15 protein-coding genes are annotated in these 16,396 nt (G+C 33.2%); 13 read left to right on the top strand and 2 right to left on the bottom strand.

Features of this window, described 5'->3' with window-relative positions:
- Window positions 1-100 precede the first annotated feature (100 nt).
- Both rlmD and KBP50_RS17400 read left to right on the top strand, forming a co-directional pair.
- Entirely contained in the window at window positions 101-1,486 is a 1,386-nt protein-coding gene (gene rlmD, locus KBP50_RS17405) for a 23S rRNA (uracil(1939)-C(5))-methyltransferase RlmD (protein ID WP_050351685.1), read from the top strand.
- A 1,099-nt stretch (window positions 1,487-2,585) separates the two neighbouring features.
- The gene (locus tag KBP50_RS17400; RefSeq protein ID WP_050351684.1) at window positions 2,586-2,900 is read left to right on the top strand and encodes a hypothetical protein; all 315 of its coding nucleotides are present in this window, start codon (window positions 2,586-2,588) and stop codon (window positions 2,898-2,900) included.
- Here KBP50_RS17400 and KBP50_RS22795 read toward each other — a convergent pair.
- The gene (locus KBP50_RS22795; RefSeq protein ID WP_076362038.1) at window positions 2,886-3,068 is read right to left on the bottom strand and encodes a transposase; all 183 of its coding nucleotides are present in this window, start codon (window positions 3,066-3,068) and stop codon (window positions 2,886-2,888) included. The two genes, KBP50_RS17400 and KBP50_RS22795, sit on opposite strands and share 15 nt — an antisense overlap.
- A gap of 32 nt (window positions 3,069-3,100) precedes the next feature.
- Window positions 3,101-3,277, bottom strand: coding sequence for a transposase (locus KBP50_RS22535; RefSeq protein ID WP_250637876.1), 177 nt, complete (start codon window positions 3,275-3,277; stop codon window positions 3,101-3,103).
- A gap of 734 nt (window positions 3,278-4,011) precedes the next feature.
- On the opposite strand from KBP50_RS22535, the gene KBP50_RS17385 reads away from it, so the two are divergent.
- From KBP50_RS17385 to KBP50_RS17335, 11 genes are all read left to right on the top strand, one after another.
- Window positions 4,012-4,617: a TetR/AcrR family transcriptional regulator gene (locus KBP50_RS17385; RefSeq protein ID WP_050351683.1), complete on the top strand. Its 606-nt coding sequence runs from the start codon at window positions 4,012-4,014 to the stop codon at window positions 4,615-4,617.
- 40 nt (window positions 4,618-4,657) lie between these two features.
- Complete coding sequence (locus KBP50_RS17380; protein ID WP_050351682.1) at window positions 4,658-5,359, top strand: ABC transporter ATP-binding protein; 702 nt, start codon at window positions 4,658-4,660, stop codon at window positions 5,357-5,359.
- Between the two features lie 2 nt (window positions 5,360-5,361).
- Entirely contained in the window at window positions 5,362-7,674 is a 2,313-nt protein-coding gene (locus KBP50_RS17375; RefSeq protein WP_050351681.1) for an ABC transporter permease, read from the top strand.
- 1,070 nt (window positions 7,675-8,744) lie between these two features.
- The gene (locus KBP50_RS17370) at window positions 8,745-9,455 is read left to right on the top strand and encodes a lantibiotic protection ABC transporter ATP-binding subunit (RefSeq protein WP_050351680.1); all 711 of its coding nucleotides are present in this window, start codon (window positions 8,745-8,747) and stop codon (window positions 9,453-9,455) included.
- Window positions 9,452-10,207 (top strand): lantibiotic immunity ABC transporter MutE/EpiE family permease subunit, encoded by a 756-nt coding sequence (locus KBP50_RS17365; protein ID WP_050351679.1) that lies wholly within the window; start codon window positions 9,452-9,454, stop codon window positions 10,205-10,207. Before KBP50_RS17370 ends, KBP50_RS17365 begins: the two co-directional genes overlap by 4 nt.
- Window positions 10,204-10,902 (top strand): BsaG family lantibiotic immunity ABC transporter permease subunit, encoded by a 699-nt coding sequence (locus KBP50_RS17360; protein WP_050351678.1) that lies wholly within the window; start codon window positions 10,204-10,206, stop codon window positions 10,900-10,902. Before KBP50_RS17365 ends, KBP50_RS17360 begins: the two co-directional genes overlap by 4 nt.
- Window positions 10,895-11,590 (top strand): response regulator transcription factor, encoded by a 696-nt coding sequence (locus tag KBP50_RS17355; RefSeq protein WP_050351677.1) that lies wholly within the window; start codon window positions 10,895-10,897, stop codon window positions 11,588-11,590. The genes KBP50_RS17360 and KBP50_RS17355 overlap by 8 nt, the downstream gene beginning before the upstream one ends.
- Window positions 11,575-12,978, top strand: coding sequence for a HAMP domain-containing sensor histidine kinase (locus KBP50_RS17350; protein ID WP_050351676.1), 1,404 nt, complete (start codon window positions 11,575-11,577; stop codon window positions 12,976-12,978). The genes KBP50_RS17355 and KBP50_RS17350 overlap by 16 nt, the downstream gene beginning before the upstream one ends.
- A gap of 423 nt (window positions 12,979-13,401) precedes the next feature.
- Window positions 13,402-15,321, top strand: a complete 1,920-nt coding sequence (locus KBP50_RS17345) for a BglG family transcription antiterminator (RefSeq protein ID WP_050351675.1) — start codon at window positions 13,402-13,404, stop codon at window positions 15,319-15,321.
- Between the two features lie 407 nt (window positions 15,322-15,728).
- Window positions 15,729-16,061, top strand: coding sequence for a PTS sugar transporter subunit IIB (locus KBP50_RS17340; protein WP_050351674.1), 333 nt, complete (start codon window positions 15,729-15,731; stop codon window positions 16,059-16,061).
- Between the two features lie 53 nt (window positions 16,062-16,114).
- On the top strand, window positions 16,115-16,396 hold the full coding sequence (locus KBP50_RS17335; protein WP_077296879.1) for a PTS sugar transporter subunit IIA: 282 nt from the start codon (window positions 16,115-16,117) through the stop codon (window positions 16,394-16,396).

Genomic DNA, 16,396 nt, shown 5'->3' with positions numbered 1-16,396 from the left:
ATAACATGGTTACATATTTCCAAGTGCATGAATTCATTATGTAACCATTAACTTCTATGATAAGATAGGAACACAAACTAGCTTATAAAGGAAGAGAATCATGGCAAAAAAAGCAGTACCAGTAAAAAAGAACGAGACCTTGACGCTCGCATTTGAAGATTTGACCCATGAAGGGAATGGAGTTGCTAAAGTAAATGGCTACCCTCTGTTTGTACCGTATGGATTGCCAGGCGAACAAGCTCTCGTTAAAGTCATAAAAGTAAATAAAAATTTTGGCTTTGGAAAGCTTCTGGAAGTAAAACAAGCAAGTCCAGATCGAGTAGAAGCACCTTGTGATGTTTATTATAAATGTGGTGGTTGCCAATTGCAGCATATGAGTTATGATCTGCAGCTGAATATGAAGCGAAACCAAGTAAAAAACGTGATGCGTAAAATTGCCCATATGAGCCATGTTCCAGTTCATCCTACACTTGGTATGACGGATCCATGGCGTTATCGTAATAAAGTGCAAATTCCGGTTGGCGAAAAGAACGGTGAGTTAATTACTGGTTTTTTTCAAAAACGCAGTCATCGTATCATTGAAGATATGGATACATGTGTCATTCAGGATGAAGTCAATGATCGTATGGTAGAAGCAGTGCGACGGATTGCCAACCAATTAGGAATCACTGCTTATGATGAATCCAAGCATCGCGGGGTGTTGCGCCATATCATGGTACGTACCGGTAGAGAAACAAAGGATACGATGATTGTTCTCGTAACGCGAACGGACAAGCTTCCAGAACAGGATAAGCTGATTCAAGCATTGACAGAAACCTATCCTCATATTAAATCGATTGTTCACAATGTGAATAAGGAAATAACGAATGTCATTTTAGGTAAAAAGACGAAAGTGATTTGGGGAGATGACTATATTTACGATACGATTGGTAACATTCGATTCGCTATTTCTGCTAAGTCGTTTTATCAAGTCAATCCCCCTCAAACAAAAGTGCTATATGAAAAAGCTTTGGAATATGCAAATCTTAATTCATCGGATGTCGTTATTGATGCGTATTGTGGCATCGGTACGATTTCATTATTTTTAGCGCAGCAGGCGAAAAAGGTTTACGGCATAGAGGTTGTTCCAGAAGCAATTAGCGATGCAAAAAGAAATGCCAAATTGAACGGAATTACCAATGTTGAATTCGTTGTAGGTGAAGCTGAGAAAGTTATGCCATGGTGGAAGGCACAAGGATTGCATCCTGACGTTATCATCGTTGATCCGCCACGAAAAGGATGTGATGGAGACTTTCTGCAAGCAATGATTGAGATGCAACCGAAACGAATTGTGTATGTTTCTTGCAACCCGTCTACATTAGCTCGAGACTTAAAAATACTAGATGAAGGCGGCTATGAAACAAAGGAAGTGCAACCAGTTGACATGTTTCCACAGACGAATCATGTGGAGGCAGTGTCTTTACTAGAAAGAAAAATGTCTAACTAAAAAGAACATTTCTCAGTGATAATAGACTTTTCCTAATAAGACCTGGATTTCGGTAAAATAAACAATTCCGATTTAGACCCCGATTTCGTGAAAATAAACATTTCCGATTTCGGGGTCTAATCCAATAATTTCTTGGGTAATAGATGAAAGAGTGGGGAGAAAAGAGTTCTTTTTCTTCCCTTTTCTTTTTTCTCTATTCCTTGTTATCACTGGGTTCAACCAATATCCCACTCAATATTTAACTCAATAACAAATCACATCCAATATTTTATCTTTTCCTCTTCCATAATTTTCTCCATTATTTTTGAGAGAACTTTATTTTAAAACAAAAAAAAGGTGGAAAAGCGGTGAAAAACGGCCATATTTTCTACCGGGATTGGGAAAAAAGAGGGTTTAGTCGGAAAACTTTATTTTAACTCTGACGGTGGAATGCGGGTTTGAGGGGGGATTTAGGGAGAGTTTATTTTAATTGTACATAGTAGAGAAAAGAAATTTAGTTTGGTTTGTAATATTTTAACCATATTAAGTAAAATAGGAGATAAGAAGGAGTAGAACAGGGTTGATATACGTAAGAATTTTACAAAGAGTGTTGCTGTAGAGTTGATATTTATAAAAATTAGTCTCTACTATCTCCCTGTTGTTTTCCACTTCTTCACGCTAAAAAGTCGATACCTACTGCTAAATAGTTGGTACATTTGAGGGAAGAGCGGGGGAAACACGAATAGGCAGAACAATCATTTAAGGTTAATCAAAACTCAATACGAATCCAGCCTGGATCCAATAGTGGTCCAGTGTTCTTTATCCAATATTCCTTTACCCCGTTTTCTATTTTCCCTCACAATATATTTCATTAAATAATCAATTACTCGGACCCCAAAACTTGAAAAAATTGTAAAACTCCCTTGGATATTGTTTTATCTATGTTATATTTGCACCCATTTATCAAAATTTAGTAGAGGAATATTATAGTTTGATAAATTAGAATGCAAAATTTATAATATATTATTTGAATTCCAATAATTTTCTGATGTTATAATAGTATTAATTACCATATTAGTAAAGTGTAGTTGCTATATTAATAGGAAGGGAGGGTGAATAAATGAAAAAGAAGGTATTTGTTTTAATGTTTTCTACGTTATTATGTTTCTCCGCATTTGGAAATCCAGTATTTGCAGAAGAAAGTGTGGCTGTTGAAAAGGAAGGCGAAGTTAATCCAGAATGGGCACCGGTTACAAGAATTTGGCATGAATTCGGACCGGTTCCATATCAAGGACGCACGGTGTATATACAAACAACTAAATATAGAGCGTCTTTCGAGGGGTACGTATCTGCTAGAAATGTAGGTGGAGGACTATTCATCTATGAAGGGTATTTATACAATTTTCAAGGGCCTATTCCGTTACCATCTAAATAGGTTTATTAGTGAATCCTTTTTAATGCCATAGGACTTATGTTTTAACACCTTTATCTTGTTGTTTACCCCCTCTATATATCCATTGTTAAAAGGATATATAAATGATTGAAAGATTTCTGTTTTCCATCGCTGAAACGTATGATAAACACGTTGAAATGAATCAATCATACCTTATTCTTTTAACGCCTGCATACATGCTTCTAATCCAGCTTTAGCTTTATCCTTATCGCTTTCTTAAACCATTGATATAACTTATTTTTAAGTGCATATGCTTTTTGTAATCTAGGATCAATCTCAAGGAGTTTTTGTACCTTTTCTGACTCTTCTTCATCCAGTTTATATACCGATTTCCATAACAGTTTTTTACTACGTTTCATCAGAAAACGTGGCTTTTTATCCAAATCCCTTTGAACTTCTCGGCGTACTTCATGCCTCATATAGTGAAATCATCTGCAATAAAAATAGTTTCCCTAATGCTATATCCTTTCAAAACACATTTCATGCTAAAATTGCTGCTATTACTGACCCTATCATAATATCCCATTCAATATTACTTTTAATAACAAATTAGTGCTCATCTGTTATGATTATTTTCCTAAACTCTTTTCTCTGGTATCTTTATCTTCATTACTTTTATATCGTTGTTTAGCCTATACCGTTGGTTCGTTTATTCCTCCAGTTTAATCGTTACCGTTTAAGGTTTAACATTTAGTAAAAATTCCCTTTAACATTGACCGAACGTCGTTCAATTGATAGAATCTAAATATAGGAGCTTTTCCGACCACCTTGTGGATACGCAAGACGAAAAAATGTGTGGATAAAAATCATGTGATATATAAAGGGTGAGCAAGTTTGGCGAAAACGCATAGTTATACCAATATTTAACCAAATACTTTCAATTTGGGCGTTAGGTGGGATAAAGATGCTTTAAATCTTCAGTATTTTGAACGATTAGATATCTACCTCACACCATTCTTAATTAGGTGTTTGAGAAATTCTAAGAAAACAAGAACATTTGCAAGAAATGTTAATTAAATAGAGGAAGGCAATAATAATAACTAAAAATTAAATAAATAATAGAATACCAATATCTAAATCGGAGGTATTAAATGTGAGAACTGTCAAGAAACCAGAAGAACGGCTGAAAGAGCTAATTGAATTAGCGAAGGAATTGTTTTTAGAAAAAGGTTACGAAAAAGTAACTGTTCGTGAAATTCTCAATAAAACAGAAAGTTCGGGAGGGCCGGGATTATTTTACCATTATTTTAAATCGAAAAAAGAGATTTATGAAGCTGTGATTAATCAAATGGCTGAAGAAACGATTTTAAAGAGAAAAAAAATCTTTCAAGAAATGGATAATTCGGATGAAAGTGTATTACTTACTATTTCAAAGTTACTCATTATGATTAGAAATGACACGTTGGAATATCAGAAATTACAATTGAAGGGCGAAAATAAACAACTTTTGGAAAGTGCTTCGAAAAAGATAATTAAATCAGAGAAAACAATGATAAAAACGTTGCTATATCAATTATTAGAAAGAAGGATTGTTCCCGAATCTCCAATATTCAATAATGATTCATGTGATTTTTTGGCGAACTTCATCATTTATGGAGCAAATGGTATTTTGGCAAACCTTGAACCAGACCAAGATAGAATCGAAGCAACTGAATATATAAAAAAAGTCATTGAAAAATTAACTTATTTACAACTATAAAATATGGTGCGAAACTATAGTTTTGAGAAAGGAGATAGTTATGTCATTCGTAGAAGTTAAGAATATTATTAAAGATTATTACAGTGGAGATATTACTACTCGGGCTCTTAATGATATTAGTTTTTCTTTAGAAGAGGGTACGTTTAATGTTATTCTAGGCCCTAGTGGATCAGGGAAAACTACACTTTTAAATATGTTAGGGGGTATGGATACTTTGACGAGTGGAACCATTAGTATTCAAAAGCAAACTATCTCATCTATGAAAGAATATGAACTTACCAATTATCGAAGAAGGTATGTTGGTTTTGTTTTTCAATTTTATAATATTATTCCTTCATTAAATGCTTTTGAAAATGTTCAATTAGTGGAAAAAATGTCTCCAGATTCATTTGACCCTTTAGAAATTTTAAAATCAGTTGGTCTAGGTCATCGTTTAAAAAGCTTTCCTCAAAATCTATCTGGAGGGGAACTACAAAGGGTATCCATTGCTCGTGCTATTTGTAAAAATCCGGAAATATTACTTTGTGATGAACCGACTGGAGCATTGGATTCAAAAACAGGAGGGAAAATTTTACAATTACTAAAAGATATGTCACTAAAATATCGCAAGACGGTTATTATTGTCACGCATAACGCTTCAATCGCTGAAGTTGCTGACAGCGTGATAAGAATTAAAGATGGGTATTTAGATTCCATAAACTTTAATGACCGACCTAAAAAAATTAGTGAAATTGAGTGGTAAAAATGCTAAAAAATCTTCTAAAAAAAAATTTCAGAGATTTTCGTTCTCATGCTTCCGAATTTAGTTCAGTATTTATTTTATCATTATTAAGCATCTTGATTTTTTCAGGATTGTTAGCTGCAAGCCAAGGAATGGAAGAGAAATTTGAGAAATGGTCAGAGAGTTCTAATATGGCTGATGAATGGGTTACTATTAGGGATCAGCAAGAAAATAAAGTACTTCAAGAATTAAAAGATAAAAAATCAATTGACCAGGTTATGCAACAACAATATCTAAATGTTAAGGTTGGAACAGCCTCTTCAAAGAAGCAGCTGCAATTGGTAATAGATAATGGAACAATTTCAAAGCCAGCAATAATTAAGGGTGACAAATTCTCTACCCAAACAAAAGGAATCTGGCTGGATAGTAATTTTGCAAAAGAAAACGATTATAAAGTTGATTCGAATATTCAATTAAATGTTAATGGTGAAACCAAAAGTTATTTAATAAAAGGATTGGTAGCCAGTCCTAACTTTATTGCATATACAGGACCAGCAAATGATATTGTAGCAGATCATGAAAAATACGGTTATGTATTAACTAACACAAAAACCATTCCTTCTTTAAAAAACGCAAGTAATCAAATATTGGTTACGAAAAATGAAGAGTATTCAGAGTTTGATTTAAAAGAAGACTTAAAAGATGTTTTAGGTACTTCATTAATTGATATTTCTAATAGGAATGAAAAAAACAATGTATCAGAGTTTATTCAGAAAAAAAATAGTGTAAAAAAACTTTCTATCATGTTCTGCACAGTTTTATTCGCATTAGTGATTTTAACAACAGAAACAACTATTAGAAGATTGGTTAATAAACAGAGAAGTATTATTGGTCTTTTGAGAGCTTTGGGATTGAGCAAGTTTAAAATTATCCTCCATTATGTCCAATACGGTTTTCTGCCAACTCTTTTTGGTGGAACTATAGGATTATTCTTTGGACCAAGGACAATTGCACCACTTATTTTAGATAAACAGAAACCACTTTTTAATATGCCATATTGGGAGGTAACTCCCTCGAAGTGGAGTTGGGTAATGCTCGGCGTATTAGTATTAATAGGGAGTATAGCAGGAATTACTGCTATTTTAAAAACACTAAAAGATGCACCAGCAAAAATAATGCAACCACAAAAAATCAAACGTACACCTAAAAATATAGTTGAAATGTTCCCGCGGCTTTGGGATAGTTTGTCTTGGGATTGGCGTTGGGTTTTACGAGATATATCCAGAGCTAAATTACGTGCTTTGATTGGTATCTTTGGTGTAATTGGTTCATTAATGCTTTTAATTTCTGGATTAGGAATCCAACAATCTTTAAATGACTCCAATGAAAAGACATTTGGTAGTGATCAGTCATATAAAAATGAGATTAAAATATCCCCTACTATAGACAAATCTATTATGGACTTGATGGACTCTGAATTAAATGGTGACTATCAAACTATTCAACAATTACCTGCAAACCTTTCGACTTCAAGGAAAGATTTGATGTCGCTAATTACAATTGTTGAACCTGGTATTTACATGAATTTTAATTCAACGGATTATGAATCAGTTAATTTAGAAAAAGAAGACGGTGTTTTTATTTCTGATTATATATCAAAACAGTTAAATGTGAGAAAGGGTGACTCGATAAAACTTATTGGTAATTTTTCTGAACAAAATTTAATTGTTCCTATTGCGGGAATCTTAAAAGTAGGGAGTCCTCAAGGTATAGTGATGAGTAAAGATTATTGGGGAGAATTAGAACAATTATATGTTCCTACTACGGTTTTAACTGGACAAAAAGTATCTAAAAAAATATCTGACGACGAGGATGTTGTTCAAGTAAATTCGTTAGCGCAAAATTTGGAAAGTGCAAATAAAGTTTTGACTTCTTTTCAGAGTATTATTATTCTACTTATCGTTTTTGCGGTTCTTCTAAGTTGGTTTATTTTATATAATCTAGGAGCACTTAATTTTACGGAAAGATATCGAGAGTATGCTACTTTGAGAGTCTTAGGCTTTAGATTGAACGAGATTCGGTCAATAATTATAAAAGATAGTATTGCTACTTGGATTATGGGAACGATTATAGGCATACCCTTAGGATTACTATTTTTAGATTCTTATGTAGCGTTAGCAAATTCTACAACTACTCAATTTTTTATGCATATAAGTAGTCTAAGAATAGGAACAGCAATCTTAATTGTTTTATTTAATGTTATATTAATTTCTCTGTTTATTTCCAGACAAGTCAAAAAAATGGATATGGCGACAGCCTTAAAAAGCGTAGAATAGTGATTGACAATATGAGATGTTTTAAAATGAGTGAAATTGTTATTGCTTTACCAATAAGATGTTAGCTATAGAGGGAATATAAGGGAGTAGATATTTGAATACGCAAATAGGTTTTATGTGAATTTTTACTTGATTCGATTAACATTCAAGAAAGAATTAAATTGTTATGGGGTTTAGCTCAAATACCATTATTGACATACAATATCTCATAAACCTTTTGCTTTCAAGCCCAGCTGACTTTATTCAGTTGGGCATTTTTGTGTATTCTAAGACTTCCTTTCAAAAAATTGCTCTTTTTTGCATGTAGAACCAATGGGTGGAGGCTATGAAAGGGGAAATCATCACCTACCTTTGCAGTTTGGGAGGAAGAGAAAAGAATGATAGAACCAGATCGTACCAAGTGACAAGTTCGTTGTGCCTTTCATGCCTTTTGTAAAACGTGTATTGAAGAATGAAGCAATTAATATTTACAACAAAAGAGAGCAAGTAAAGGAATGATATTTTCTGATCTTACACCACAAGAAGAAAAAATCAACTCTATACCTTAGCTAAGCAATAGGAAGAAGAAAAAGGACAAAGCTTTCAAGTGGCTGGATAAAGAAAATCACTCCGAAATTCTTGGTTGAAGTGATGCTTTCTTTACCAAAAAAGCTTATTACTGTCCTGCTATATTACTTTTTTCAACTGTCTGCTGTAGAAATAGGTAGATTATTCGATATTCCTCGTAGCACCATACAGTATAGATTGGCTCGTTATTTCTTATCAATGATAATATGCTCCCTAAACTCTATAATAACGTGAAAAAAAGATTAACCAAACATCAAATCCTTAGGTGGTTGGTTAGGTATGTAGTATATAGTCGGTTATCGATGGTTAACAAATTTATGATTCACACTCAAAAAGGAGAGGAGAAGCACATGAAGTCTTATTAAATAAAGAATTAAATAATCTTTATATTTCTGCTTGGCATCCTCGAAGTAGATCTTACAGCATCTAATCTCCTTTCCTTATAGATTCCTTATAATTTGATAGTAGACTTTAGATATCAACGAAAAGGAGCTTGGTATCTAATGTCAAAATATATGTTAGAGACACGAGATATAGGAAAAATGTTCAAAGATGAGAAAGTCTTAACGAATATTAATATGCATGTAAAATACAGTGAAATCTATGGATTGCTTGGATTGAACGGCGCTGGCAAATCTACATTAATGAAAATAATATGTGGTATATTTAGACCATCAGTTGGAGAAGTAATGTTTGCTGGACATAAATGGAATAGAAATGACTTACATGAAATTGGTTCTTTAATTGAAGGTCCAGCTATTTATGGGAATCTAACTGCTTATGATAACTTAAAGCTATTTTGTTTACAAGAAGGTATCCCATTAAATGAAATTAATCCTGTTTTAGCTAAAATGAAATTGGAAAACACCGGTAAAAAGAAAGTGAAGAACTTTTCTATAGGTATGAAACAACGTTTAGGAATTGCAATGGCCCTGATTAAAAAGCCGAAATTATTAGTGCTTGATGAACCTAGCAATGGTCTTGATCCAATGGGAATTCAAGAGTTACGTACATTATTAACCGAATTAAAAGACAACGGTATTACCATTATGATCTCTAGTCATATTCTATCTGAAATTCAACTGGTATCAGATACGATTGGTATTATTCATAATGGAACTTTAGAATATGAAAAAGAGAATAACCATGAAGAAAACTTAGAAAAAACATTCTTTGATATTACCGTAAGCCAAAGGGGATGCATCATGACATGATTGGGTACTTAAAAGCTGAACGGATAAAAATGAAAGCAACTATATCAAAACGATTATTATTCATTATCCCATTATTTTTCTTAGTATTTTCTATGTTTACTGCGCAGTTTATCACAAAAATAGGAAAATTTAATGGATATTTAGCACAAATGTTTAATCAATGGCCTTTGATTTTTTTGCCAATTGGATTAGCTATAGCATGTAGCTTGAATATCAGTTTGGAAAAAAAGAGTGGAAATTATAAGGCGATCATTGCGAATAACTTATCGTTATCTAAGACATGGTACTCTAAAATAATTAATATGGCATTTTATCAATCGCTATCTTCTATACTGATTATTGTCGTTGCTGTAGGGGGCTCGATACTAACTTATGGTGAGGTTCCTAATGTTTTAACGATCATTTATACCACTACTTTAATCACGTTAGCCGCTCTGCCACTAATACCATTTAATTTTATTCTTTCACAGTATTTCGGTACGATTATAACGATGATAACTAATTTATTAGGAGCTTTTATTAGCGTTATTTGGTTAGCACCTTATTCAAGATTTTGGTGGACTCCTTGGGCAAATATGCTTCGCATCCCAGCCGCATTGATGGGGATTCATCCGAATGGTACAGCCATTGCGCCTGGAAGCCATTTACAGGATACTACTGTATTAGGGGTGAGTATCGTCATTAGCGTACTGTACTTTGTTTTACTGTTCATTCTATCCACTTTTGCATTTAAGAAAAAGGTGATGAAATGAACTTATTAAAAACCACAACATTGAAATTAATTCGTACAAATTGGGTAATAATAATGGTAGCTTTTCCCATTTTATATGGGCTTGTGCTATATTGGTATTTAGGTAGGTATAATGACCTGGAACAAGCGTATTTTATGTACGCATTATTTTATAACTGTTTGTTGCCTTGTGGAATTGCTTTATTGGTTAGTTTGTATGTTCAATATGAAGAACAAATTGGGCACTTTAATCATTTGTTACAGTTACCTCGTCGTGATAAATGGTTGATAACTATGGTATTTGTCACTTGGCTTTCTGTAGGTATAAGCACACTCATTAGTTGTGTGCCGTTGTGGTTATTAGTAAGCAGTACGTATAATCAATATATTGGCTACTACTTACTTTTCACTACTTTGTTTTGTTTACCGATGATCATCATTATGTGGTTTGTTGCTTTAAAAATAAATGCAAGCTTATGTTTAGGTATGGGGGTCTTATTAAGTTTATTTCTAATCCTATTTGGGGCAAATAGTTTGGGTGACACAATATGGATGTACGTTCCTTTACTCTACGGAACGAGATATTTATATGTGGTAGGTAGATCACATGAAGATTTATTTTTTATTTTAGGTTTGTTCGTATTATTTTGCAGTTTTCTTTTCGCTGCTCTTATCTATTGGTTTAACCGTTGGGAGGGAAGAAAAATTAATGAATAGGAAACTTTTAATTGCTGAAGACGAAGCTGATATGCGGCGTTTAATTCGTTTGCATCTACAAAAGAAAGGCTATCAAATCATGGAAGCGACTGATGGAGAAGATGCAATTAACCAAATAAATACTAGCGTTGACCTTGTCCTGCTGGATATTATGATGCCAAAATGGAGCGGACTAGAAGTGTGTGAGCGTATTCGCCAGAAAGTGGATTGTCCAATTGTATTTATCAGTGCAGCATCAGATGAGATGACGCGTATAAAAGCTTTGTCGCTTGGCGGTGATGATTTTATCGCCAAGCCTTTTTCTCTAGAAGAATTAACTTTAAAAATTGAAGCTATTTTTAATATGCAAGCTCGTTTTCTTGACTCTTATGAAAAGGAAAAAAGAAAACATATTATGGTCGATGAATTAGAAGTTGATTTACTATCGAGACAAATATCCTATAAAAATAAACCTATCCCATTCACAAAAAAAGAATATGAATTGTTGGTTTTGTTGTTATCTTCTCCTAAACAGGTATTTACTAAGGAACAAATATATGACCATATTAGCGGAATCGATGGTATTGGAAGCTTACAATCTGTTGTAGAGCATGTTAAAAATATTAGACATAAATTAGGGGAAGTGAATTATAAATATGACTATTTACAAACTGTATGGGGGATCGGCTATCAGTGGAAAAATCACTAAGTAAAGATATAAGAAATCTTTACACGAAGAGTATTCTGTGGACAGTTGTCACTACTATATTAACTGTTATAGCTTTTGTGATTATAATTACATTCTTACAGCGGGAAATGTTACCAGCTAACCATGCAGAAATTGCAGCAATGGAAGCAAGTACTGAGATGAAAGAAAATACTTCAAAGTATTTAAACGAAAAACAGTTTTTAAGTAAACAGAATACTTTGCAGAAAAAAGGTGTGTATTTAAGTGAATTTTCAATGGATGGAGAAATGATTTCTGGTTTTGAAAGATTTGATTCCCTGTTTAATGATAAATCAATTCCAGAACTTGTTAATACCACTATAAATAGCAATGGATATTATCATAAAATTTTCCCGATAACTAGTCACGGAGAAATAAAGGGAATATGGGTATACTCCTATCAATTGAACCCAACGTTTTCAAATGAATATTATCGTTATATGATGATAGGAATGATTTTTTTAATATTTCTATCGCCTATTATATATTTTATTATCTTTTCAAGACTTTATATCAATAAGTTATATAACAAAATTAGGACTCCACTAGAAGAATTGATGGCGGCATCGCATAAAATTAGTCAAAAAGACCTTGACTTTGATTTAAAATACGATTCGAAAAATGAAATAGGTCAGTTAACCCGGTCTTTTAGACAAATGCAAGGAGAATTAAAAAAATCATTATATGAGAACTGGAAAAAAGATTCAGAATGGGCGGTCATGATGTCAAGTTTATCACATGACTTAAAGACACCTATTACACTAATTGGGATGTGCTCAGAAACACTAGCAAGTGATCAGACGTTAAGTGAAGAACAAAAAATGAGTGTAGAGATAATTGCTCGGAACATAATTAAAGCAAATCGCTTATTAGATAATATGAATATTGCAGGTAGGATTAGAAATCCGACTGCTATGAAGGACGAGACAACGTTAGTCAATTTAATAAGTGAAATAGAGTATGATTTTAAATCAATAATAGAAGAGAAGTCAATTACCTATTCCTACGAATCAACAGCAGATTCAAACATTACTGTCCCTTATTTAAAAATGAGCAGAATCTTGCAGAATATTTTTTCAAATGCAGTCCAATATACGCCTAAGGGCGGGGAAATCATGTTTACAATAGAACAAACAAATAATCATCTGTTATTAGCAATAGAGAATTCGGGAGCAGGAATTAAAAAAGAAAACTGGGAAAATATATTTAGAAAACACTATAGAGAAGATCCGTCTAGACCAAACCATGGAAATTCAGGTTTGGGTTTATATATAACTAAACAACTAATAGAATCGCTGGGTGGAACAATATCGGTAACAAACCCATTAAAATTAAATGGCATTAGATTTGAACTCGTATTACCATTGTAAGGTAAAACCGTCGATCCCTAACCACGTGTGGATGATTTAAGGACAGTTATGTTAAATAGAATTATATAAAAATTCTTATTAAAAACGGGGTTACTATACTTTTCCCCGATGTAAGGTACCGTAAGCTACTGCTTAGGTGGACTTTATATATACAAAGAGCGTAAGTGGGAAATAAAGGCGCTTAAATTCCGGATTCGTTGGGGCTGTAAGAGCCAATTGCTGAGGTTGTTGCATTTATGACAAGGTACGTTACGTAAGCGACGCTCTGCACACAGGAAAAGCTGGTTTAGCAGTTGTTTTACTTTTGATCAGTAGGCGATGAGGAAAACTCTACTTCGCGAAGTTTCCGCTTATTGTCATTTGCAATCATTTATTTGATATTAATAACATAGCGCTTGTCGTTTTATTGGAGGCTGATAATGTATGGGAATTAACAAAAGGCAAAGCACCATTTTATTACTTTTAAATAAATCCAAAGGACCTATAACAGCTAATTGGATCTCAAAAGAACTGAATGTTAGTGATCGTACGGTTCGTAATGAAATAAATAATTTACGTAAGGAATGTAAATCGCTCGGGATAGAAATTGAGTCCATACGAGGAAAAGGTTACGACTTAAAAATAATTGACCCTACTCTATTTAAAGAGGCGCTAAACATATATATAAAAGATGACACATTAACTAATTATAATCGTTTTACCCTCCAAAGCAATAGAGTGAAGTACTTGTTACAGCGTCTTTTGCTCGCAAAAGATTTTATAAAAATGGAAAAGCTTGAAGAAGAACTGTTTGTCTCAAGATCTACGTTAAAAAATGATTTGAAGCTAGTTAAGCAGGAGTTAGAAAAATTCCAGTTGGTTTGTATTAGTAAACCTTACTATGGAAAAAAGGTTCATGGTGAGGAATATATGAAAAGGTTATGCTTATCAAATTCTATATTAGATAACTATGACGTTTTTAGAGAAAAGACAGTTTGGTTTAGATTCATAGATATGGATCTATTCAATAAAATAAAGGATATAATTATTGAGATAGTGAATGATTACAGTTTTGAAATATCAGACCTAACATTGGAGAATTTGGCTACTCATATAGCTATAGCTTGCAAGCGTATCGAAGACAACTTTATTATTGAACAACTAAATATTCCATTAGCAGATGGATATACAGTTGAAAAAAGTATCGCAAATAAAATTATCCAAAGAGTAGAGTGTTTTACAGGTTTAAATTTCCCTAGAACAGAAGAAGAGTATATTTTAGTTCACCTGTTAGGTACAAAATTACTCTCTAATAAAAGGAATGCTAATGATTCTATCGTCATGAATGAGATTGTAAGAGACATTGTGATAGAGCTAAAGGAAATATATGATTGGGACTTTTATTCTGACTTGGAATTTATTCAGGGACTATCTTCGCACCTTGGACCAGTAATGAATCGGTTAAAATATGGTATGAATATTCATAATCCTTTATTAAACGACATAAAGCTGACATACCCTCTTGCCTTTGAAGGTGCAATTGTTGCAAGTAGATGTATTAAAAAGTACATCGATAAAGAAATTAATGAACATGAAATATCTTATATTGCTATGTATATTCAAGCAGCCCTTGAAAGAATAAAGGGAATACAAAAATATAAGATATTAGTCGTTTGTGCAACAGGAGTGGGAAGTGCAAAGCTTTTATATTATCAATTAAAGGATTTGTTTGGGCAGAAAATAGAGATAGTAGATACTATTAGTTTCTATAAACTGCCTTCTTTTTCTTTAGCTGGTATTGATTTCATAATAAGTACTGTTCCAATAAATAGAAAATTAAAGACTCCAGTTATTGTTGTCAATCCTTTTCTAAAAGATGAGGACATTAACACTATTGCTAGCCAGGTCAACACGTGTGATAATATACTTTCTTTTATAGATCTAGAAAGAATTTTTGTTCATGAAGAATTAAAAAACCAGGAAGCTGTTATTCAATTTTTATGTAATAAATTATATGAACAAGGTCTTGTTAAGAAAAACTACGCTACTTTAGTATTAAAGAGAGAGTCTGTGGCATCCACTTATTTTGGAAACTTGGTAGCAATACCACACCCGATAACTCCTCAAACTAGCAAAACATTTTGGACCATATGTACATTAAAAGCTCCAATATTGTGGAACAATCAAAATATGGTGCAACTTGTTTGTTTGCTAAATGTAGAAAAAGATGGTGCAGAGGATTTAAGCGGTATGTATGAAAGTTTAATTCATCTCATTAAAAGTAATTCAATTGTAAGAGAAATAATAAATAGTAAATCGCCGCAACAAATAGCTGAAATACTAAGCGAACAGATAAAAAGGTAAGCCAATATAGAGTGTTGGCTTACCTTTTTAATCTTATAGGAAATAATAAAATTAGGTGCTTGTATGTCCGGCTCCATCGCCCAGCAACTATGCGACTTTAGAAATGCGCCCTACGATAAATCATCATCAGTTCGTCCCTAAGAGGAAGGCCGACTAAAAACGGGCTAGCCGCTCAGGCGTCGGCATACCCCTGTTTTTAGTGGCATGATTCCTTTATCTTTAGTTGATTCGTTCCATTCACTACGTTGCTAAACGGGCGCCCCGAGCCTTTGCTCTTTTTAAAACGGTCCAATATGAAATGACATTTATTTCCGTTGATTAAAGGAAAAAGTGAAACTGGAATTGTTAACGTTTTCACTTATGATAAATATATAAGGTTATTAAAAGAAAGGGTTGGTGATTTTAAAATGAGTAAGCAAGCCAATATTTTATTAGTGTGTTCTGCAGGAATGAGTACTAGTTTATTAATGACAAACATGGAAAAGGCAGCAAAGGAAAAGGGAATAGATGTCAAAATTCAGGCAATGTCCTCAAGCGCTGCTAACAAATATATAGCTAAAGAAGATGTAGATGTCTTATTACTAGGACCCCAAGTACGCTTTTTAAAGAAAAAGTATGAGAAGAAGCTAGCGGGTACGCATACGAAACTTGCTGTTATAGATATGCAAGACTATGGGCAAGTGAACGGTGAGAAAGTCTTAGAATTAGCTCTACAATTAACAAGTGAAATTGATAAATAGGGATAAAGAAAGGAAGATATTCCTTGGAAGAACCAAAAAATTTACAAGCTATTATGGGACTGATTACGCATAGTGGAAATGCAAAAAGTTGTGCAATGGAAGGGATACAAGAGGCAAAACAAGGAAATTTTAAAGCGGCAGATAAAAAAATGGAAGAAGCTCATAATGAATTGGAAAATGCACATAACTCCCAAACAAGTCTGTTATCAAAAGAAGCCTCTGGAGAGAATATAGAAATAACGTTATTAATGGTTCACGCTCAAGATCATTTGATGAATGCAATCACTTTCTGCGATTTAGCAGAAGAATTTATTGATTTATATAAAGATAAATAA

Source organism: Virgibacillus pantothenticus, from assembly GCF_018075365.1.
GTDB lineage: Bacteria > Bacillota > Bacilli > Bacillales > Amphibacillaceae > Virgibacillus > Virgibacillus pantothenticus.
Note: the sequence above shows the minus strand (reverse complement) of the source record. Positions and strands in the feature narration are given on the sequence as shown.

Excerpts from the sequence above, each read along its gene's own strand:
- rlmD (WP_050351685.1), top strand. The coding sequence starts at position 101 with ATGGCAAAAAAAGCAGTACCAGTAAAAAAGAACGAGACCTTGACGCTC.
- KBP50_RS17400 (WP_050351684.1), top strand. The coding sequence starts at position 2,586 with ATGAAAAAGAAGGTATTTGTTTTAATGTTTTCTACGTTATTATGTTTC.
- KBP50_RS22795 (WP_076362038.1), bottom strand. The coding sequence starts at position 3,068 with ATGATTGATTCATTTCAACGTGTTTATCATACGTTTCAGCGATGGAAA.
- KBP50_RS22535 (WP_250637876.1), bottom strand. The coding sequence starts at position 3,277 with ATGAAACGTAGTAAAAAACTGTTATGGAAATCGGTATATAAACTGGAT.
- KBP50_RS17380 (WP_050351682.1), top strand. The coding sequence starts at position 4,658 with ATGTCATTCGTAGAAGTTAAGAATATTATTAAAGATTATTACAGTGGA.
- KBP50_RS17375 (WP_050351681.1), top strand. The coding sequence starts at position 5,362 with ATGCTAAAAAATCTTCTAAAAAAAAATTTCAGAGATTTTCGTTCTCAT.
- KBP50_RS17370 (WP_050351680.1), top strand. The coding sequence starts at position 8,745 with ATGTCAAAATATATGTTAGAGACACGAGATATAGGAAAAATGTTCAAA.
- KBP50_RS17365 (WP_050351679.1), top strand. The coding sequence starts at position 9,452 with ATGATTGGGTACTTAAAAGCTGAACGGATAAAAATGAAAGCAACTATA.
- KBP50_RS17360 (WP_050351678.1), top strand. The coding sequence starts at position 10,204 with ATGAACTTATTAAAAACCACAACATTGAAATTAATTCGTACAAATTGG.
- KBP50_RS17355 (WP_050351677.1), top strand. The coding sequence starts at position 10,895 with ATGAATAGGAAACTTTTAATTGCTGAAGACGAAGCTGATATGCGGCGT.
- KBP50_RS17345 (WP_050351675.1), top strand. The coding sequence starts at position 13,402 with ATGGGAATTAACAAAAGGCAAAGCACCATTTTATTACTTTTAAATAAA.
- KBP50_RS17340 (WP_050351674.1), top strand. The coding sequence starts at position 15,729 with ATGAGTAAGCAAGCCAATATTTTATTAGTGTGTTCTGCAGGAATGAGT.
- KBP50_RS17335 (WP_077296879.1), top strand. The coding sequence starts at position 16,115 with ATGGGACTGATTACGCATAGTGGAAATGCAAAAAGTTGTGCAATGGAA.